The organism is Escherichia sp. MOD1-EC5990 (assembly GCF_002965285.1).
Classification (GTDB): domain Bacteria; phylum Pseudomonadota; class Gammaproteobacteria; order Enterobacterales; family Enterobacteriaceae; genus Escherichia; species Escherichia coli_F.
Genome location: NZ_PTRV01000006.1, coordinates 24607 through 44425 on the forward strand (window position 1 = coordinate 24607; position 19819 = coordinate 44425).

A 19819-nucleotide genomic window follows, 5' to 3' on the forward strand; every position below is an offset into this window, starting at 1 on the left:
TCGTGGAGTCAATTCTGACGATGATCTGAAATAAGAATAACGTCTGAACGGGTATAAGAAAATGCTTAAATCATCAAGTTTATATATTTTTACATTTCATTGATGAAATCAATGTAACTGCAATGAATTTTAATGATGATGCTTTTTGTATCTTGTTGATATTAATAGGGGGATTTGAATTCATGATGAAGCAATGATTTTTTAAAACGTTTTTTCATTTTTGCGATATGGCTCTCAGTATACGTGTTCTGTTAATTAATGAGCACGGTGATAATTAATGGCGAAATGAATGACGCTCATTTTCCACATCTTTGAGTTGCGGTTATTACACCATTTCAAAAACTCAACGCCAGGTAATGCAGCCTATTGACTGGTTAAAAAGAAGACATCCCGCATGGGTACCAAAGACAACAAGGATTTCCAGGCTAATCTTATGGATTAATCTGCTGCGTGCTCGGTGATTTGTCTGACAAATAAGCTTTTCCTTATGTCTTTTCCCGCTAAATTTATGCACGTTCTCACTGTAATTCTGCGATGTGATATTGCTCTCCTATGGAGAATTAATTTCTCGCTAAAACTATGTCAACACAGTCACTTATCTTTTAGTTAAAAGGTAATGCTTTGTTTTCCGATTAAATTAACGAGAGTTATTCGTTTTTGCCCTACACAAAACGACACTAAAGCTGGAGAGAACCATGCACAAATTTACTAAAGCCCTGGCAGCCATTGGTCTGGCAGCCGTTATGTCACAATCCGCTATGGCGGAGAACCTGAAGCTCGGTTTCCTGGTGAAGCAACCGGAAGAGCCGTGGTTCCAGACCGAATGGAAGTTTGCCGATAAAGCCGGGAAGGATTTAGGGTTTGAAGTTATTAAGATTGCCGTGCCGGATGGCGAAAAAACATTGAACGCTATCGACAGCCTGGCTGCCAGTGGCGCGAAAGGTTTCGTTATTTGTACTCCGGACCCGAAACTCGGCTCTGCCATCGTGGCGAAAGCGCGTGGCTACGATATGAAAGTCATTGCCGTGGATGACCAGTTTGTTAACGCCAAAGGCAAGCCAATGGATACCGTTCCGCTGGTGATGATGGCAGCGACCAAAATTGGCGAACGTCAGGGCCAGGAACTGTATAAAGAGATGCAGAAACGTGGCTGGGATGTCAAAGAAAGCGCGGTGATGGCGATTACCTCCAACGAACTGGATACGGCTCGTCGCCGTACTACGGGTTCTATGGATGCGCTGAAAGCTGCAGGATTCCCGGAAAAACAAATTTATCAGGTACCTACCAAATCTAACGACATCCCGGGGGCATTTGACGCTGCCAACTCAATGCTGGTTCAACATCCGGAAGTTAAACATTGGCTGATCGTCGGTATGAACGACAGCACCGTGCTGGGCGGCGTACGCGCGACGGAAGGTCAGGGCTTTAAAGCGGCCGATATTATCGGTATCGGTATTAACGGTGTGGATGCGGTGAGCGAACTGTCTAAGGCACAGGCAACCGGCTTCTACGGATCACTGCTGCCAAGCCCGGATGTACATGGTTATAAGTCCAGCGAAATGCTTTACAACTGGGTCGCAAAAGGTGTCGAACCGACCAAATTCACCGAAGTTACCGACGTGGTGCTGATCACGCGTGACAACTTTAAAGAAGAACTGGAGAAAAAAGGGTTAGGCGGTAAGTAATCTGCCGAAAAAATTCCCCTCTGTATGATGCAGAGGGGGTGTGAACGACCAGTGATTCTCGGAGACGTTATGCAACAGTCTACCCCGTATCTCTCATTTCGCGGCATCGGTAAAACGTTTCCCGGCGTTAAGGCGCTGACGGATATTAGTTTTGACTGCTATGCCGGTCAGGTTCATGCGTTGATGGGTGAAAATGGCGCAGGAAAATCAACTCTCTTAAAAATCCTCAGCGGCAACTATGCGCCAACCACGGGTTCTGTAGTGATTAATGGGCAGGAAATGTCCTTTTCCGACACAACCGCAGCACTTAACGCGGGTGTGGCGATTATTTACCAGGAACTGCATCTCGTGCCGGAAATGACCGTCGCGGAAAACATCTATCTCGGCCAGCTGCCGCATAAAGGCGGCATTGTGAATCGCTCATTGCTGAATTATGAGGCGGGTTTACAACTTAAACATCTTGGTATGGATATTGACCCGGACACGCCGCTGAAATATCTCTCCATTGGTCAGTGGCAGATGGTTGAAATTGCCAAAGCGCTGGCGCGTAACGCCAAAATTATCGCCTTTGATGAGCCAACCAGCTCCCTCTCTGCCCGTGAAATCGACAATCTTTTCCGCGTTATTCGTGAACTGCGAAAAGAGGGGCGGGTGATCTTATACGTTTCTCACCGTATGGAAGAAATATTTGCCCTCAGCGATGCCATCACCGTCTTTAAAGATGGGCGTTATGTCAAAACCTTTACTGATATGCAGCAGGTTGACCACGACGCCCTGGTGCAGGCGATGGTCGGGCGCGACATCGGCGATATCTACGGTTGGCAACCGCGTAGTTATGGCGAGGAGCGGCTGCGTCTTGATGCTGTGAAAGCACCAGGCGTGCGTACGCCAATAAGTCTGGCGGTTCGCAGTGGAGAAATTGTCGGTCTGTTTGGTCTGGTCGGGGCTGGGCGTAGCGAATTAATGAAAGGCATGTTTGGCGGTACGCAAATCACCGCCGGTCAGGTTTATATCGACCAACGGCCGATTGATATTCGTAAACCGAGCCACGCTATTGCCGCAGGCATGATGCTCTGCCCGGAAGATCGCAAAGCGGAAGGCATTATTCCTGTGCACTCCGTTCGCGACAATATCAACATCAGTGCCAGACGTAAACATGTGCTCGGCGGTTGTGTAATCAACAACGGTTGGGAAGAAAACAATGCGGATCACCATATTCGCTCGCTCAACATCAAAACGCCGGGCGCTGAGCAACTGATCATGAATCTCTCAGGCGGAAATCAGCAAAAAGCCATTCTGGGTCGCTGGTTATCGGAAGAGATGAAGGTCATTTTGCTGGATGAACCTACGCGCGGCATTGATGTTGGTGCTAAGCATGAAATTTACAACGTGATTTATGCGCTGGCAGCGCAGGGCGTGGCGGTGCTGTTTGCCTCCAGCGACTTACCTGAAGTCCTCGGAGTTGCCGACCGGATTGTGGTGATGCGCGAAGGCGAAATCGCCGGTGAATTGTTACACGAGCAGGCAGATGAGCGTCAGGCATTAAGCCTTGCGATGCCTAAAGTCAGCCAGGCAGTTGCCTGAGTAAGGAGAGTATGATGTCTTCTGTTTCTACATCGGGTTCTGGCGCACCTAAGTCGTCTTTCAGCTTTGGGCGTATCTGGGATCAGTACGGCATGCTGGTGGTGTTTGCGGTGCTTTTTATCGCCTGTGCCATTTTTGTCCCAAATTTTGCCACCTTCATTAATATGAAAGGGTTGGGCCTGGCAATTTCTATGTCGGGGATGGTGGCGTGTGGCATGTTGTTCTGCCTTGCTTCCGGTGACTTTGACCTTTCTGTCGCCTCCGTAATTGCCTGTGCGGGTGTCACCACGGCGGTGGTTATCAACCTGACTGAAAGCCTGTGGATTGGCGTGGCAGCGGGTTTGTTGCTGGGCGTTCTCTGTGGTCTGGTCAATGGCTTTGTTATCGCCAAACTGAAAATAAATGCCCTGATCACGACACTGGCAACGATGCAGATTGTTCGAGGTCTGGCGTACATCATTTCAGACGGTAAAGCGGTCGGTATCGAAGATGAAAGCTTCTTTGCCCTTGGTTACGCCAACTGGTTCGGTCTGCCTGCGCCAATCTGGCTTACCGTCGCGTGTCTGATTGTCTTTGGTTTGCTGTTGAATAAAACCACCTTTGGGCGTAACACCCTGGCGATTGGCGGGAACGAAGAGGCTGCGCGTCTGGCGGGTGTACCGGTTGTTCGCACCAAAATTATTATCTTTGTTCTCTCTGGTCTGGTATCAGCGATAGCCGGAATTATTCTGGCTTCACGTATGACCAGTGGGCAGCCAATGACGTCGATTGGTTATGAGCTGATTGTTATCTCCGCCTGCGTTTTAGGTGGCGTTTCTCTGAAAGGTGGCATCGGAAAAATCTCATATGTGGTGGCGGGTATCTTAATTTTAGGTACCGTGGAAAACGCCATGAACCTGCTTAATATTTCTCCTTTCGCGCAGTACGTTGTTCGCGGTTTAATCCTGCTGGCAGCGGTGATCTTCGACCGTTACAAGCAAAAAGCGAAACGCACTGTTTGATGCTTTTTTCTGCAACAATTTAGCGTTTTTTCCCACCACAGCCAGCCGCCACAACGGTTGGCTGTTCTTCGTTACAAATGGCGACCCCCGTCACACTGTCTATACTTACATGTCTGTAAAGCGCGTTCTGCGCAACACAATAAGAAAAGAGAAGGAGGAGAACCGGGTGACAGAACCGTTAACCGAAACCCCTGAACTATCCGCGAAATATGCCTGGTTTTTTGATCTCGATGGAACGCTGGCGGAAATTAAACCGCATCCCGATCAGGTGGTCGTGCCTGACAATATTCTGCAAGGACTTCAGCTACTGGCAACCGCAAGTGATGGTGCATTGGCATTGATATCAGGGCGCTCAATGGTAGAGCTTGACGCTTTGGCAAAACCTTATCGCTTCCCGTTAGCGGGCGTGCATGGGGCGGAGCGCCGTGACATCAATGGTAAAACGCATATCGTTCATCTGCCGGATGCGATTGCGCGTGATATTAGCGTGCAACTGCATACGGCTATCGCCCAGCTTCCCGGCGCGGAGCTGGAGACGAAAGGGATGGCCTTTGCGCTGCATTATCGTCAGGCTCCGCAGCATGAAGACGCATTAATGACATTAGCGCAACGTATTACTCAGATCTGGCCACAAATGGCGTTACAGCAGGGAAAGTGTGTTGTCGAGATCAAGCCGCGAGGCACCAGTAAAGGTGAGGCGATTGCTGCCTTTATGCAGGAAGCTCCCTTTATCGGGCGAACGCCGGTATTTCTGGGCGATGATTTAACCGATGAATCTGGCTTCGCTGTCGTTAACCGGCTGGGCGGAATGTCAGTAAAAATTGGCACAGGCGCAACTCAGGCATCATGGCGACTGGCGGGCGTGCCGGATGTCTGGAGCTGGCTTGAAATGATAACCACCGCATTACAACAAAAAAGAGAAAATAACAGGAGTGATGACTATGAGTCGTTTAGTCGTAGTATCTAACCGGATTGCACCACCAGACGAGCACGCCGCCAGTGCCGGTGGCCTTGCTGTCGGCATACTGGGGGCACTGAAAGCCGCAGGTGGACTGTGGTTTGGCTGGAGTGGCGAAACAGGAAATGAGGATCAGCCACTAAAAAAGGTGAAAAAGGGTAACATTACGTGGGCCTCTTTTAACCTCAGCGAACAGGATCTTGACGAATACTACAACCAATTCTCCAATGCCGTTCTCTGGCCTGCTTTTCATTATCGGCTCGATCTGGTGCAATTTCAGCGTCCTGCCTGGGACGGCTATCTACGCGTAAATGCGTTGCTGGCAGATAAATTACTGCCGCTGTTGCAAGACGATGACATTATCTGGATCCACGATTATCACCTGTTGCCCTTTGCGCATGAATTACGCAAACGTGGGGTGAATAATCGCATTGGTTTCTTTTTGCATATTCCTTTCCCGACACCGGAAATCTTCAACGCGCTGCCGACATATGACACCTTGCTTGAACAGCTTTGTGATTATGATTTGCTGGGTTTCCAGACAGAAAACGATCGTCTGGCGTTCCTGGATTGCCTTTCTAACCTGACCCGCGTCACGACGCGTAGCGCAAAAAGCCATACGGCGTGGGGCAAAGCGTTTCGAACGGAAGTTTACCCGATCGGCATTGAACCGAAAGAAATAGCGAAACAGGCTGCCGGACCACTGCCGCCAAAACTGGCGCAACTCAAAGCGGAACTGAAAAACGTACAGAACATCTTTTCTGTTGAACGACTGGATTATTCCAAAGGTTTGCCGGAGCGTTTTCTCGCCTATGAAGCGTTACTGGAAAAATATCCGCAACATCACGGTAAAATTCGTTATACCCAGATTGCGCCAACGTCGCGTGGTGATGTGCAAGCCTATCAGGATATTCGTCATCAGCTCGAAAATGAAGCCGGACGAATTAATGGTAAATATGGGCAATTAGGCTGGACGCCGCTTTATTATTTGAATCAGCATTTTGACCGTAAATTACTGATGAAAATATTCCGCTACTCTGACGTGGGCTTAGTGACGCCACTGCGTGACGGGATGAACCTGGTGGCAAAAGAGTATGTTGCTGCTCAGGACCCAGCCAACCCGGGCGTACTTGTTCTTTCGCAATTTGCGGGAGCGGCAAACGAGTTAACGTCGGCGTTAATTGTTAATCCCTACGATCGTGACGAAGTTGCAGCTGCGCTGGATCGTGCATTGACTATGTCGCTGGCGGAACGTATTTCCCGTCATGCAGAAATGCTGGACGTTATCGTGAAAAACGATATTAACCACTGGCAGGAGTGCTTCATTAGCGACCTAAAGCAGATAGTTCCGCGAAGCGCGGAAAGCCAGCAGCGCGATAAAGTTGCTACCTTTCCTAAGCTTGCGTAAGTGCGGTTAATCTCCCGTAAGTGGAACTAACAGCACATCGACCTCACTTGAGGCAATCACTCTTTTCGCCGAGCAGGATGCTCGCGAAAAGAAACTGTGATTGTGATTACCGCAAATCACCAAATCGAAATGATGTTTGCGACAAACCTCCAGAATATGTTCGCTTAACTCACCGTAGGCAATAAACGTCTCGTCAACGGGATACCCCGCATCCTGAATTAACTTATCAAGAAAGCTTTGCGTTTCTTCCTGCATCACGCTGCGTAAATCTTCAAGCATCGGCGCGGCTAATTGATTGTACATTTCCGGGTCGGAAGCGAGAGTAATTAAACTGATGTGTCCCTTTACTGGCCTGGCGATAGATACCGCTTTTGCTAGCAGTTGCTGACTTTCCGGTGTAACCGCAACGGCGACAAGAATATTGCTATAGCTCATAACCTGTTCCTTATTCTGTGAACTTCAGGTGACATTAAAGCTTTACTCCTAATGGAGAATCGACGCAATCCCAACTCAGTCAAACAGGTAAATATTAGTGTGATTATTAGTAAATACAATTAATCAATCACTCTCGGTGATCATATGATTTCAACTGTAATTATAAGAAAATATTGTACTGATTCTCCATATTAAACAAGTGGTTAATATATCTAAAACATTTTGTTAACATTAAGTGGGTTGTTGCCTGTCTTTGCCTTAAATCAGTTTATTGTGTTGTAAGTGCCTGTTTGTAAATAGATTAACTGATTTTGGATTTGACCAATTATTTATAGCAGATGATTATTTACGGTGAGTTATTTTAACTGTGCGAAACATCTCATTTCGATTATTACGGTTTCACTTTTGCTTACCATCGGTGTGAAAAACTTTTTAACAGATTGAAATACATCCAAAACAAAAGTATGACTTATACATTTATGTTAAGTAATTGAGTATTTTATGTGATCTGCATCACACATTATTGAAAATCGCAGTACCCCTCCGTTGTATGTGCGTGTAGTGACGAGTACAGTTGCGTCGATTTAGGAAAAATCTTAGATAAGTGTAAAGTACCCCCTCTATTTGTAAGGACCTATTAAACCCAATAAGGTGGGGGCTGTTTTATTGCAGCTTATCGCAACTATTCTAATGCTAATTACTTTTTACCGGGGCTTCCCGGCGACATCACGGGGTGCGGTGAGACCGCATAAAAATAAAGTTGGTTATTCTGGGTGGGAATAATGCATACCTCCGAGTTGCTGAAACACATTTATGACATCAACTTGTCATATTTACTACTTGCACAGCGTCTGATTGTTCAGGACAAAGCGTCCGCAATGTTTCGTCTCGGCATAAATGAAGAAATGGCGACAACGTTAGCGGCACTGACTCTTCCGCAAATGGTTAAGCTGGCAGAAACCAATCAACTGGTTTGTCACTTTCGTTTTGACAGCCACCAGACGATTACTCAGTTGACGCAAGATTCCCGCGTTGACGATCTCCAGCAAATTCATACCGGCATCATGCTCTCAACACGCTTGCTGAATGATGTTAATCAGCCTGAAGAATCGCTGCGCAAGAAAAGGGCGTGATCATGAGTGAAAAAAGCATTGTTCAGGAAGCGCGGGATATTCAGCTGGCAATGGAATTGATCACCCTGGGCGCTCGTTTGCAGATGCTGGAAAGCGAAACACAGTTAAGTCGCGGACGCCTGATAAAACTCTATAAAGAACTGCGCGGAAGCCCACCGCCGAAAGGCATGCTGCCATTCTCAACCGACTGGTTTATGACCTGGGAACAAAACGTTCATGCTTCGATGTTCTGTAACGCATGGCAGTTTTTACTGAAAACCGGCTTGTGTAATGGCGTCGATGCGGTAATCAAAGCCTACCGTTTATACCTTGAACAGTGCCCGCAAGCAGAAGAAGGACCGCTACTGGCATTAACCCGTGCCTGGACATTGGTACGGTTTGTTGAAAGTGGATTACTGCAACTTTCCAGCTGCAACTGCTGCGGCGGCAATTTTATTACCCACGCTCACCAGCCTGTTGGCAGCTTTGCCTGCAGCTTATGTCAGCCGCCATCCCGGGCAGTAAAAAGACGTAAACTTTCCCAGAATCCTGCCGATATTATCCCACAACTGCTGGATGAACAGAGAGTACAGGCTGTTTAACTGATACGGTGTGGCGAAACATTCCAGCAGCGGTAACGACGTACCGCTGCTTTTTTTTGCCCCAATCGCGCGTTAACGTCTGACGACTGAACATCCTGTCATGGTCAACAGTGGAAGGATGATGTCGTGCTTATCTTATTAGGTTACCTGGTTGTTCTCGGTACAGTTTTCGGCGGTTATCTGATGACCGGTGGAAGCCTTGGAGCACTCTATCAACCCGCTGAACTGGTGATTATTGCCGGTGCAGGGATTGGGTCGTTTATCGTCGGCAATAATGGCAAAGCGATTAAAGGCACGCTGAAGGCGCTGCCGTTACTATTTCGTCGCTCCAAATATACCAAAGCAATGTATATGGATCTGCTGGCTCTGCTTTATCGGTTGATGGCGAAATCGCGGCAGATGGGGATGTTTTCGCTGGAACGCGATATTGAAAATCCCCGTGAGAGCGAGATCTTCGCCAGCTACCCACGCATCCTTGCGGATAGCGTCATGCTTGATTTTATCGTCGATTATCTGCGCCTGATTATCAGCGGTCACATGAATACCTTCGAAATTGAAGCCCTGATGGATGAAGAGATTGAGACGCACGAAAGCGAAGCAGAAGTCCCAGCGAACAGTCTGGCATTGGTCGGGGACTCACTTCCGGCGTTTGGTATTGTCGCGGCTGTGATGGGGGTCGTTCACGCGTTAGGTTCAGCCGATCGTCCTGCCGCCGAGCTGGGGGCGCTTATCGCACATGCGATGGTGGGGACTTTCCTCGGTATTTTATTGGCTTACGGATTTATTTCCCCATTAGCGAGTGTTTTACGTCAGAAAAGCGCCGAAACCAGCAAAATGATGCAATGCGTGAAAGTCACACTGCTTTCTAATCTGAACGGTTACGCACCGCCTATCGCCGTTGAGTTTGGTCGCAAAACGCTCTATTCCAGCGAACGTCCGTCGTTTATTGAACTGGAAGAGCATGTGCGTGCGGTGAAAAATCCGCAACAACAGACGACAACCGAGGAAGCATGAAGAATCAAGCGCATCCGATTATTGTCGTCAAACGACGCAAAGCCAAAAGCCACGGGGCAGCACATGGATCGTGGAAGATTGCTTATGCCGACTTTATGACCGCGATGATGGCCTTTTTTCTGGTGATGTGGCTAATCTCCATCTCCAGCCCAAAAGAGCTGATTCAGATTGCGGAGTACTTCCGGACTCCACTGGCGACTGCGGTTACGGGCGGCGATCGCATTTCTAATAGTGAAAGCCCAATTCCCGGTGGGGGTGATGATTACACCCAAAGCCAGGGGGAAGTGAATAAGCAGCCGAACATCGAAGAGCTGAAAAAACGCATGGAGCAAAGTCGATTGCGGAAATTGCGTGGCGATCTCGACCAGTTGATTGAATCCGATCCGAAACTGCGGGCGTTACGTCCACATCTCAAAATCGATCTGGTCCAGGAAGGTCTACGTATTCAGATCATCGATAGCCAGAATCGCCCGATGTTCAGAACCGGCAGTGCCGACGTCGAACCCTATATGCGCGACATTCTGCGCGCCATCGCGCCCGTACTGAACGGTATTCCCAATCGTATAAGCCTCTCGGGTCATACCGATGATTTCCCTTACGCCAGTGGTGAGAAAGGTTACAGCAACTGGGAGCTTTCTGCCGATCGGGCCAATGCATCCCGCCGCGAACTGATGGTTGGCGGATTGGATGGCGGCAAAGTGTTACGTGTCGTCGGCATGGCGGCAACGATGCGCTTAAGCGATCGCGGTCCTGATGATGCTGTCAACCGTCGTATCAGCCTGCTGGTACTGAACAAACAAGCCGAACAGGCCATTTTGCATGAAAACGCCGAAAGCCAGAATGAGCCAGTAAGCGCCCTGGAAAAACCTGAGGTTGCACCACAGGTCAGTGTTCCCACAATGCCATCAGCCGAACCGAGGTGACAGCGTGAGCATGGATATAAGCGATTTTTATCAGACTTTTTTTGATGAAGCGGACGAACTGTTGGCTGATATGGAGCAGCATCTGCTGGTTTTGCAGCCGGAAGCGCCAGATGCCGAACAATTGAATGCCATCTTTCGGGCTGCCCACTCGATCAAGGGAGGGGCAGGAACTTTTGGCTTCAGCGTTTTGCAGGAAACCACGCATCTGATGGAAAACCTGCTCGATGAAGCCAGACGAGGTGAGATGCAACTCAACACCGACATTATCAATCTGTTTTTGGAAACGAAGGACATCATGCAAGAACAGCTCGACGCTTATAAACAGTCGCAAGAGCCGGATGCCGACAGCTTCGATTATATCTGCCAGGCCTTGCGTCAACTGGCATTAGAAGCGAAAGGCGAAATGCCATCCGCAGTGGCCCGATTAAGTGTGGTTACCAAAAGTGAACCGCAAGATGAGCAGAGTCGCTGTCAGTCACCGCGTCGAATTATCCTCTCGCGCCTGAAGGCCGGGGAAGTCGACCTGCTGGAAGAAGAGCTGGGACATCTGACAACCCTAACTGACGTGGTAAAGGGGGCGGATTCTCTCTCGGCAATATTACCGGGCGACATTGCCGAAGATGACATCACAGCGGTACTCTGTTTTGTGATCGAGGCCGATCAGATTACCTTTGAAACAGTAGAAGTCTCGCCAAAAACATCTCCCCCACCAGTGCTTAAACTGGCAGCCGAACAAGCGCCAACCGGTCGCGTGGAGCGGGAAAAAACGACGCGCAGCAGTGAATCCACCAGCATCCGTGTAGCGGTAGAAAAGGTTGATCAATTAATTAACCTCGTCGGCGAGCTTGTCATCACCCAGTCCATGCTTGCCCAGCGTTCCAGCGAACTGGACCCGGTTAATCATGGTGATTTGATTACCAGCATGGGGCAGTTACAACGTAACGCCCGTGATTTGCAGGAATCAGTGATGTCGATTCGCATGATGCCGATGGAGTATGTCTTTAGTCGCTATCCCCGGCTGGTGCGTGATCTGGCGGGAAAACTCGGCAAGCAGGTAGAACTGACGCTGGTGGGGAGTTCTACCGAACTCGACAAGAGCCTGATAGAACGCATTATCGACCCGCTGACCCACCTGGTACGCAATAGCCTCGATCACGGTATTGAACTGCCAGAAAAACGGCTCGCCGCAGGTAAAAACAGTGTCGGAAATTTAATTCTGTCTGCCGAACATCAGGGCGGCAACATTTGCATTGAAGTGACCGATGATGGTGCGGGGCTAAACCGTGAGCGAATTCTGGCAAAAGCGGCCTCGCAAGGTTTGACTGTCAGCGAAAGCATGAGCGACGATGAAGTCGCGATGCTGATATTTGCGCCTGGCTTCTCCACTGCGGAACAGGTCACCGACGTCTCCGGGCGCGGCGTCGGTATGGATGTCGTTAAACGTAATATCCAGGAGATGGGGGGGCATGTCGAAATCCAGTCGAAGCAGGGCACAGGTACTACCATCCGCATTTTACTGCCGCTGACGCTGGCAATCCTCGACGGCATGTCCGTACGCGTTGCGGATGAAGTTTTCATTCTGCCGCTGAATGCGGTCATGGAATCACTGCAACCCCGTGAAGCTGATCTCCATCCACTGGCCGGCGGCGAGCGGGTGCTGGAAGTGCGGGGTGAATATCTGCCCATCGTTGAATTGTGGAAAGTATTCAACGTCGCGGGCGCGAAAACCGAAGCCACCCAGGGAATTGTGGTGATCCTGCAAAGTGGCGGTCGCCGCTACGCCTTGCTGGTGGATCAATTAATTGGTCAACACCAGGTTGTGGTTAAAAACCTTGAAAGTAACTATCGCAAAGTCCCCGGCATTTCTGCTGCGACCATTCTTGGCGACGGCAGCGTGGCACTGATTGTTGATGTCTCCGCCTTGCAGGCGATAAACCGCGAACAACGTATGGCGAACACCGCCGCCTGAATGAGTAAAAAGGTAACAATATGACCGGTATGACGAATGTAACAAAGCTGGCCAGCGAGCCGTCAGGCCAGGAATTCCTGGTATTTACCCTTGGTGACGAAGAGTACGGTATTGATATTCTGAAAGTGCAGGAGATCCGTGGCTATGATCAGGTAACACGGATTGCGAACACGCCAGCGTTTATCAAAGGTGTCACTAATCTGCGCGGTGTTATTGTGCCGATTGTCGACTTACGAATTAAGTTCAGTCAGGTGGATGTGGACTATAACGACAACACAGTAGTTATCGTCCTGAATCTCGGGCAGCGGGTAGTCGGCATCGTGGTTGACGGCGTCTCAGATGTGCTTTCATTGACGGCGGAGCAAATTCGTCCGGCACCGGAATTTGCCGTGACGCTTTCAACAGAATATCTCACTGGACTCGGCGCACTGGGCGACCGCATGTTGATTCTGGTGAACATTGAAAAACTGCTGAACAGTGAAGAGATGGCGCTGTTAGATAGCGCGGCGTCAGAAGTGGCGTAATTATCCCGATTTCCTCAATTGAAATGAACCCGATGATCTGCGCATCGGGTTTTTTATGTCAATTTTGCGGTGGATGGCATCATTAATAAAGTTTCCCTCCTTCTTGCCGATAACGAGATCAACTTGTTTTCAGGAAGGTGCCTTATGATTAACCGTATCCGCGTAGTCACGCTGTTGGTAATGGTGCTGGGGGTATTCGCACTGTTACAACTTATTTCCGGCAGTCTGTTTTTTTCCTCCCTTCACCATAGCCAGAAGAGCTTTGTGGTTTCCAATCAATTACGGGAACAGCAGGGCGAGCTGACGTCAACCTGGGATTTAATGCTGCAAACGCGCATTAACCTGAGTCGATCAGCGGTGCGGATGATGATGGATTCCTCCAATCAACAAAGTAACGCCAAAGTTGAATTGCTCGATAGCGCCAGGAAAACTTTGGCCCAGGCCGCGACACATTATAAAAAATTCAAAAGCATGGCGCCGTTACCTGAAATGGTCGCTACCAGTCGTAATATTGATGAAAAATATAAAAACTATCACACAGCATTAACTGAACTGATTGATTATCTTGATTATGGCAATACTGGAGCTTATTTCGCTCAGCCAACCCAGGGAATGCAAAATGCAATGGGCGAAGCGTTTGCTCAGTACGCCCTCAGCAGTGAAAAAATGTATCGCGATATCGTCACTGACAACGCAGATGATTATCGATTTGCCCAGTGGCAACTGGCGGTTATCGCGCTGGTGGTGGTAATGATTCTGCTGGTGGCGTGGTACGGCATTCGCCGTATGTTGCTTACACCGCTGGCAAAAATTATTGCTCATATTCGCGAAATCGCCGGTGGTAACCTGGCGAATACCCTGACCATTGATGGGCGCAGTGAAATGGGCGATCTGGCGCAGAGCGTCTCACATATGCAACGCTCTTTGACTGACACCGTCACTCATGTGCGCGAAGGCTCTGATGCCATCTATGCTGGCACCCGTGAAATTGCGGCGGGCAATACCGATCTTTCTTCTCGTACTGAACAGCAAGCATCCGCGCTGGAAGAAACTGCCGCCAGCATGGAGCAGCTCACCGCGACAGTGAAGCAAAACGCCGATAACGCCCGCCAGGCCTCACAACTGGCGCAAAGTGCCTCCGACACCGCCCAGCATGGCGGCAAAGTGGTGGATGGTGTAGTGAAAACGATGCATGAGATCGCCGATAGTTCGAAGAAAATTGCCGACATTATCAGCGTTATCGACGGTATTGCCTTCCAGACTAATATCCTCGCGCTGAATGCCGCTGTTGAAGCCGCGCGAGCGGGTGAACAAGGCCGTGGTTTTGCCGTGGTGGCGGGCGAAGTGCGTAATCTTGCCAGTCGCAGCGCCCAGGCGGCAAAAGAGATCAAAGCACTTATTGAAGACTCCGTTTCGCGCGTTGATACCGGTTCGGTGCTGGTCGAAAGCGCCGGGGAAACAATGAACAATATCGTCAATGCTGTCACTCGCGTGACTGACATTATGGGCGAGATTGCATCGGCATCAGATGAACAGAGCCGCGGCATCGATCAAGTCGCATTGGCGGTTTCGGAAATGGATCGCGTCACGCAACAGAACGCATCGCTGGTGCAGGAATCAGCTGCTGCCGCCGCTGCGCTGGAAGAACAGGCCAGTCGTTTAACACAAGCGGTTTCTGCGTTCCATCTGGCAGCCAGCCCACTCACCAATAAAACGCAAACATCATCTCGTCCTGCCAGTGAGCAACCACCGGCACAGCCACGACTGCGAATTGCTGAACAAGATCCAAACTGGGAAACATTTTAACGAGCATTGACTAACGCGGTCATTGCCGCCTGATGGGGAGCGTTGATGTTTAATCGTATTCGAATTTCGACCACGCTGTTTTTAATTTTGATTCTCTGCGGGATCTTGCAGATTGGCAGTAACGGCATGTCTTTTTGGGCATTTCGCGATGATTTGCAACGATTGAATCAGGTCGAGCAGAGCAATCAGCAACGTGCGGCATTAGCGCAAACTCGGGCGGTGATGTTACAGGCCAGCACCGCGCTGAATAAAGCGGGCACTCTGACGGCGCTTAGCTATCCGGCAGATGACATTAAAACGTTGATGACGACGGCGCGCGCCAGTCTGACGCAATCCTCTACGTTATTTAAAAGTTTTATGGCGATGACTGCGGGCAACGAGCACGTCAGGGCGTTGCAAAAAGAGACGGAGAAAAGTTTTGCCCGCTGGCACAACGATCTCGAACATCAGGCGACCTGGCTTGAAAGTAATCAACTTTCGGATTTCCTCACTGCGCCGGTGCAGGAATCACAGAATGCGTTTGACGTTAACTTTGAGGCCTGGCAGCAGGAGATCAACCATGTGCTGGAAGCCGCCAGTGCGCAAAGCCAGCGTAACTATCAGATTTCGGCGCTGGTGTTTATCAGCATGATTATTGTTGCAGCGCTCTACATCAGCAGTGCGCTGTGGTGGACGCGCAAGATGATTGTTCAACCACTGGCCATCATCGGTAGCCATTTTGACAGCATTGCTGCGGGTAATCTGGCGCGTCCGATTGCGGTATATGGTCGCAATGAGATCACCGCCATTTTTGCCAGCCTGAAGACCATGCAGCAGGCTTTACGTGGGACGGTGAGTGATGTGCGTAAGGGAAGCCAGGAGATGCACATTGGTATCGCGGAGATTGTCGCAGGCAATAACGATCTCTCAAGTCGTACCGAACAGCAGGCGGCATCGTTGTCACAAACGGCCGCCAGTATGGAGCAATTAACCGCCACGGTAGGGCAAAACGCCGATAACGCGCGACAGGCGTCGGAACTGGCAAAAAAAGCCGCCACAACGGCGCAGGCGGGGGGTGTCCAGGTCAGTACCATGACTCACACCATGCAGGAAATCGCCACCAGCTCGCAAAAAATTGGCGACATTATCAGCGTTATCGACGGCATTGCTTTCCAGACCAATATTCTGGCGCTGAATGCGGCAGTGGAAGCGGCTCGCGCCGGAGAGCAGGGGCGTGGTTTTGCGGTAGTGGCAGGTGAAGTGCGCAATCTTGCCAGCCGTAGCGCCCAGGCGGCAAAAGAGATCAAAGGACTGATCGAAGAGTCTGTCAATCGTGTCCAGCAGGGTTCGAAACTGGTGAATAACGCCGCCGCGACCATGACCGATATTGTCAGTTCAGTAACCCGCGTGAACGACATTATGGGAGAAATTGCCTCGGCGTCGGAAGAACAACGGCGTGGGATTGAACAAGTTGCACAGGCTGTTAGCCAGATGGATCAGGTGACACAGCAGAACGCCTCGCTGGTAGAAGAAGCGGCGGCGGCAACGGAACAACTGGCGAACCAGGCTGACAATCTTTCGTCGCGCGTGGCGGCATTTACCCTTGAAGAACATGAAGTAGCAAGACATGAGTCGGCGCAGTTACAGATTGCGCCAGTGGTATCCTGAAGTGATTGAGAAGGCGCTATGACTTCATCTCTGCCCTGTGGGCAAACGTCTTTATTGTTACAGATGACCGAGCGCCTGGCGCTTTCCGACGCGCATTTTCGGCGGATAAGTCAATTGATCTATCAACGAGCCGGGATCGTCCTGGCCGACCATAAACGCGATATGGTCTACAACCGATTAGTTCGTCGCTTGCGTTCGCTGGGACTGACAGATTTCGGCCATTACTTGAACTTGCTGGAATCTAATCAGCACAGCGGTGAGTGGCAGGCGTTTATCAATTCGCTGACCACGAATCTGACAGCATTTTTCCGTGAGGCACACCATTTTCCTCTGCTCGCGGATCATGCCCGGCGTCGTTCTGGCGAGTATCGTGTATGGAGCGCGGCGGCTTCGACCGGCGAAGAACCGTACAGCATTGCGATGACACTGGCTGACACATTGGGCACCGCGCCCGGACGCTGGAAAGTGTTTGCCAGCGACATTGACACCGAAGTGCTGGAAAAAGCCAGAAGCGGTATTTATCGCCATGAAGAGTTGAAAAACCTGACGCCGCAGCAACTGCAGCGGTACTTCATGCGGGGGACGGGACCGCATGAAGGATTGGTGCGTGTGCGTCAGGAGCTGGCGAACTATGTTGATTTTGCCCCGCTGAATTTACTGGCGAAACAATACACCGTGCCGGGGCCGTTTGATGCGATCTTCTGTCGTAACGTCATGATCTACTTCGATCAAACTACCCAGCAGGAGATTTTGCGCCGCTTTGTTCCGCTCCTTAAACCCGACGGATTGCTGTTTGCGGGTCACTCTGAAAACTTTAGCCACCTTGAGCGCCGCTTCACGCTGCGTGGTCAGACGGTGTATGCGCTAAGTAAGGATTAACGATGAGCAAAATCAGGGTGTTATCTGTCGATGATTCGGCACTAATGCGCCAGATCATGACAGAAATCATCAACAGCCATAGCGACATGGAAATGGTGGCGACCGCCCCTGATCCGCTGGTTGCGCGTGATTTGATTAAGAAATTCAATCCCGATGTATTGACGCTGGATGTTGAAATGCCGCGGATGGACGGACTGGATTTTCTCGAAAAATTAATGCGTTTGCGTCCAATGCCCGTTGTGATGGTTTCTTCCCTGACCGGCAAAGGGTCAGAAGTTACGCTGCGCGCGCTGGAGCTGGGGGCGATAGATTTTGTCACCAAACCGCAGTTGGGTATTCGCGAAGGAATGCTGGCGTATAGCGAAATGATTGCTGAAAAGGTACGCACGGCAGCAAAGGCGAGCCTTGCGGCACATAAACCATTGTCGGCACCGACAACGCTGAAAGCGGGGCCGTTGTTGAGTTCTGAAAAACTGATTGCGATTGGTGCTTCAACGGGGGGAACTGAGGCAATTCGTCACGTCCTGCAACCGTTACCGCTTTCCAGCCCGGCACTGTTAATTACCCAGCATATGCCGCCCGGTTTCACCCGCTCTTTTGCCGACAGACTTAATAAGCTGTGCCAGATCGGGGTTAAAGAAGCCGAAGACGGAGAACGTGTCTTGCCGGGGCATGCCTATATTGCGCCGGGCGATCGGCATATGGAGCTGGCGCGTAGTGGCGCGAATTATCAAATCAAAATTCACGACGGCCCGGCGGTTAACCGTCATCGGCCTTCGGTAGATGTGTTGTTCCATTCTGTCGCCAAACAGGCGGGGCGTAATGCGGTTGGGGTGATCCTGACCGGTATGGGCAACGACGGCGCGGCGGGAATGTTGGCGATGCGTCAGGCGGGAGCATGGACCCTTGCACAAAACGAAGCAAGTTGCGTGGTGTTCGGCATGCCGCGCGAGGCCATCAATATGGGTGGTGTTTGCGAAGTGGTCGATCTTAGCCAGGTAAGCCAGCAAATGCTGGCGAAAATCAGTGCCGGACAGGCGATACGTATTTAAATCAGGAGTGTGAAATGGCGGATAAAGAACTTAAATTTTTGGTTGTGGATGACTTTTCCACCATGCGACGCATTGTGCGTAACCTGCTGAAAGAGCTGGGATTCAATAATGTTGAGGAAGCGGAAGATGGCGTCGACGCCCTCAATAAGTTGCAGGCAGGCGGTTATGGATTTGTTATCTCCGACTGGAACATGCCCAACATGGATGGCCTGGAATTGCTGAAAACGATTCGTGCGGATGGCGCGATGTCGGCATTGCCGGTGTTAATGGTGACTGCAGAAGCCAAGAAAGAGAACATCATTGCTGCGGCGCAAGCGGGGGCCAGTGGCTATGTGGTGAAGCCATTTACCGCCGCGACGCTGGAGGAAAAACTCAACAAAATCTTTGAGAAACTGGGCATGTGAGGATGCGACTATGATGCAACCATCAATCAAACCTGCTGACGAGCATTCAGCTGGCGATATCATTGCGCGCATCGGCAGCCTGACGCGTATGTTGCGCGACAGTTTGCGCGAGCTGGGGCTGGATCAGGCAATTGCCGAAGCGGCGGAAGCCATCCCCGATGCCCGCGATCGTTTGTACTATGTTGTGCAGATGACTGCCCAGGCTGCAGAGCGGGCGCTGAACAGTGTTGAAGCGTCACAACCACATCAAGATCAAATGGAGAAATCAGCAAAAGCATTAACCCAACGTTGGGATGACTGGTTTGCCGATCCGATTGACCTTGCCGGTGCCCGTGAACTGGTGACAGATACGCGGCAATTTCTGGCAGATGTCCCCGCGCATACCAGCTTTACTAACGCGCAACTGCTGGAAATCATGATGGCGCAGGATTTTCAGGATCTCACCGGACAGGTCATTAAGCGGATGATGGATGTCATTCAGGAGATCGAACGTCAATTGCTGATGGTGCTGTTGGAAAACATCCCGGAACAGGAGTCGCGTCCAAAACGTGAAAACCAGAGTTTGCTTAATGGACCTCAGGTTGATACCAGCAAAGCCGGTGTGGTAGCCAGTCAGGATCAGGTGGACGATTTGTTGGATAGTCTTGGATTTTGATTTGTATTGCCTGATGTGGCGTAACCGCGTCATATCAGGCGATGACGCCGCATCCGACAAACGCACACCATGCTTGATGTGTGCAGCAAAAGCCCTAAATCCCCCCTGTTTTGCCCCTTACTCAGACCATTGAACGCTTTTCGCTCTGGCATCATTCACGC

The 19819-nt window shown here is 50.4% G+C and carries 18 protein-coding genes; 17 read left to right on the forward strand and 1 reads right to left on the reverse strand.

Going from position 1 to position 19819, the window contains the following annotated elements:
* The first annotated feature begins 695 nt into the window (after positions 1 to 695).
* From araF to otsA, 5 genes are all read left to right on the forward strand, one after another.
* Complete coding sequence (gene araF / locus BEB42_RS08830) at positions 696 to 1685, forward strand: arabinose ABC transporter substrate-binding protein AraF (RefSeq protein WP_000548680.1); 990 nt, start codon at positions 696 to 698, stop codon at positions 1683 to 1685.
* Between the two features lie 69 nt (positions 1686 to 1754).
* Positions 1755 to 3269: an arabinose ABC transporter ATP-binding protein AraG gene (gene araG, locus BEB42_RS08835; RefSeq protein ID WP_001187824.1), complete on the forward strand. Its 1515-nt coding sequence runs from the start codon at positions 1755 to 1757 to the stop codon at positions 3267 to 3269.
* A gap of 14 nt (positions 3270 to 3283) precedes the next feature.
* Positions 3284 to 4270, forward strand: coding sequence for an arabinose ABC transporter permease AraH (gene araH, locus BEB42_RS08840; protein ID WP_001306740.1), 987 nt, complete (start codon positions 3284 to 3286; stop codon positions 4268 to 4270).
* Between the two features lie 166 nt (positions 4271 to 4436).
* Positions 4437 to 5237, forward strand: coding sequence for a trehalose-phosphatase (gene otsB / locus BEB42_RS08845; protein WP_001353142.1), 801 nt, complete (start codon positions 4437 to 4439; stop codon positions 5235 to 5237).
* Positions 5212 to 6636: an alpha,alpha-trehalose-phosphate synthase gene (otsA, locus tag BEB42_RS08850; RefSeq protein ID WP_001295646.1), complete on the forward strand. Its 1425-nt coding sequence runs from the start codon at positions 5212 to 5214 to the stop codon at positions 6634 to 6636. The genes otsB and otsA overlap by 26 nt, the downstream gene beginning before the upstream one ends.
* A gap of 6 nt (positions 6637 to 6642) precedes the next feature.
* Here otsA and uspC read toward each other — a convergent pair whose 3' ends face one another.
* Positions 6643 to 7071: a universal stress protein UspC gene (gene uspC / locus BEB42_RS08855; RefSeq protein WP_000122421.1), complete on the reverse strand. Its 429-nt coding sequence runs from the start codon at positions 7069 to 7071 to the stop codon at positions 6643 to 6645.
* Between the two features lie 782 nt (positions 7072 to 7853).
* Between uspC and flhD the strand changes: the two genes are divergently transcribed.
* From flhD to cheZ, 12 genes are all read left to right on the forward strand, one after another.
* The gene (gene flhD, locus BEB42_RS08860; RefSeq protein WP_010365112.1) at positions 7854 to 8204 is read left to right on the forward strand and encodes a flagellar transcriptional regulator FlhD; all 351 of its coding nucleotides are present in this window, start codon (positions 7854 to 7856) and stop codon (positions 8202 to 8204) included.
* A gap of 2 nt (positions 8205 to 8206) precedes the next feature.
* On the forward strand, positions 8207 to 8785 hold the full coding sequence (flhC, locus tag BEB42_RS08865; RefSeq protein WP_001291603.1) for a flagellar transcriptional regulator FlhC: 579 nt from the start codon (positions 8207 to 8209) through the stop codon (positions 8783 to 8785).
* 126 nt (positions 8786 to 8911) lie between these two features.
* On the forward strand, positions 8912 to 9799 hold the full coding sequence (gene motA / locus BEB42_RS08870; RefSeq protein WP_000906336.1) for a flagellar motor stator protein MotA: 888 nt from the start codon (positions 8912 to 8914) through the stop codon (positions 9797 to 9799).
* Positions 9796 to 10722: a flagellar motor protein MotB gene (gene motB / locus BEB42_RS08875; protein WP_000795625.1), complete on the forward strand. Its 927-nt coding sequence runs from the start codon at positions 9796 to 9798 to the stop codon at positions 10720 to 10722. The genes motA and motB overlap by 4 nt, the downstream gene beginning before the upstream one ends.
* 4 nt (positions 10723 to 10726) lie before the next feature.
* Complete coding sequence (gene cheA, locus BEB42_RS08880) at positions 10727 to 12691, forward strand: chemotaxis protein CheA (RefSeq protein ID WP_010365122.1); 1965 nt, start codon at positions 10727 to 10729, stop codon at positions 12689 to 12691.
* Between the two features lie 20 nt (positions 12692 to 12711).
* A complete protein-coding gene (cheW, locus tag BEB42_RS08885; protein WP_000147302.1) occupies positions 12712 to 13215 on the forward strand; it encodes a chemotaxis protein CheW in 504 nt (167 codons plus the stop codon).
* A 144-nt stretch (positions 13216 to 13359) separates the two neighbouring features.
* Positions 13360 to 15021 (forward strand): methyl-accepting chemotaxis protein II, encoded by a 1662-nt coding sequence (gene tar / locus BEB42_RS08890; RefSeq protein ID WP_001353143.1) that lies wholly within the window; start codon positions 13360 to 13362, stop codon positions 15019 to 15021.
* A gap of 45 nt (positions 15022 to 15066) precedes the next feature.
* Entirely contained in the window at positions 15067 to 16668 is a 1602-nt protein-coding gene (tap, locus tag BEB42_RS08895) for a methyl-accepting chemotaxis protein IV (RefSeq protein ID WP_000483194.1), read from the forward strand.
* Between the two features lie 18 nt (positions 16669 to 16686).
* Positions 16687 to 17547, forward strand: a complete 861-nt coding sequence (cheR, locus tag BEB42_RS08900) for a protein-glutamate O-methyltransferase CheR (RefSeq protein WP_000204337.1) — start codon at positions 16687 to 16689, stop codon at positions 17545 to 17547.
* Between the two features lie 2 nt (positions 17548 to 17549).
* The gene (gene cheB / locus BEB42_RS08905) at positions 17550 to 18599 is read left to right on the forward strand and encodes a protein-glutamate methylesterase/protein glutamine deamidase (protein ID WP_000036371.1); all 1050 of its coding nucleotides are present in this window, start codon (positions 17550 to 17552) and stop codon (positions 18597 to 18599) included.
* Positions 18600 to 18613: 14 nt separating this feature from the next.
* On the forward strand, positions 18614 to 19003 hold the full coding sequence (gene cheY, locus BEB42_RS08910; protein WP_000763867.1) for a chemotaxis response regulator CheY: 390 nt from the start codon (positions 18614 to 18616) through the stop codon (positions 19001 to 19003).
* A gap of 10 nt (positions 19004 to 19013) precedes the next feature.
* Positions 19014 to 19658: a protein phosphatase CheZ gene (gene cheZ / locus BEB42_RS08915; protein ID WP_000983615.1), complete on the forward strand. Its 645-nt coding sequence runs from the start codon at positions 19014 to 19016 to the stop codon at positions 19656 to 19658.
* Positions 19659 to 19819: the final 161 nt, after the last annotated feature.

What these genes read in the sequence shown, in the direction of transcription:
- flhD (WP_010365112.1), top strand. Translation starts at nt 7,854, where the DNA reads ATGCATACCTCCGAGTTGCTGAAACACATTTATGACATCAACTTGTCA.
- uspC (WP_000122421.1), bottom strand. Translation starts at nt 7,071, where the DNA reads ATGAGCTATAGCAATATTCTTGTCGCCGTTGCGGTTACACCGGAAAGT.
- cheB (WP_000036371.1), top strand. Translation starts at nt 17,550, where the DNA reads ATGAGCAAAATCAGGGTGTTATCTGTCGATGATTCGGCACTAATGCGC.
- tap (WP_000483194.1), top strand. Translation starts at nt 15,067, where the DNA reads ATGTTTAATCGTATTCGAATTTCGACCACGCTGTTTTTAATTTTGATT.
- cheW (WP_000147302.1), top strand. Translation starts at nt 12,712, where the DNA reads ATGACCGGTATGACGAATGTAACAAAGCTGGCCAGCGAGCCGTCAGGC.
- araH (WP_001306740.1), top strand. Translation starts at nt 3,284, where the DNA reads ATGTCTTCTGTTTCTACATCGGGTTCTGGCGCACCTAAGTCGTCTTTC.
- cheR (WP_000204337.1), top strand. Translation starts at nt 16,687, where the DNA reads ATGACTTCATCTCTGCCCTGTGGGCAAACGTCTTTATTGTTACAGATG.
- motB (WP_000795625.1), top strand. Translation starts at nt 9,796, where the DNA reads ATGAAGAATCAAGCGCATCCGATTATTGTCGTCAAACGACGCAAAGCC.
- tar (WP_001353143.1), top strand. Translation starts at nt 13,360, where the DNA reads ATGATTAACCGTATCCGCGTAGTCACGCTGTTGGTAATGGTGCTGGGG.
- flhC (WP_001291603.1), top strand. Translation starts at nt 8,207, where the DNA reads ATGAGTGAAAAAAGCATTGTTCAGGAAGCGCGGGATATTCAGCTGGCA.
- cheY (WP_000763867.1), top strand. Translation starts at nt 18,614, where the DNA reads ATGGCGGATAAAGAACTTAAATTTTTGGTTGTGGATGACTTTTCCACC.
- araG (WP_001187824.1), top strand. Translation starts at nt 1,755, where the DNA reads ATGCAACAGTCTACCCCGTATCTCTCATTTCGCGGCATCGGTAAAACG.
- cheZ (WP_000983615.1), top strand. Translation starts at nt 19,014, where the DNA reads ATGATGCAACCATCAATCAAACCTGCTGACGAGCATTCAGCTGGCGAT.
- araF (WP_000548680.1), top strand. Translation starts at nt 696, where the DNA reads ATGCACAAATTTACTAAAGCCCTGGCAGCCATTGGTCTGGCAGCCGTT.
- otsA (WP_001295646.1), top strand. Translation starts at nt 5,212, where the DNA reads ATGAGTCGTTTAGTCGTAGTATCTAACCGGATTGCACCACCAGACGAG.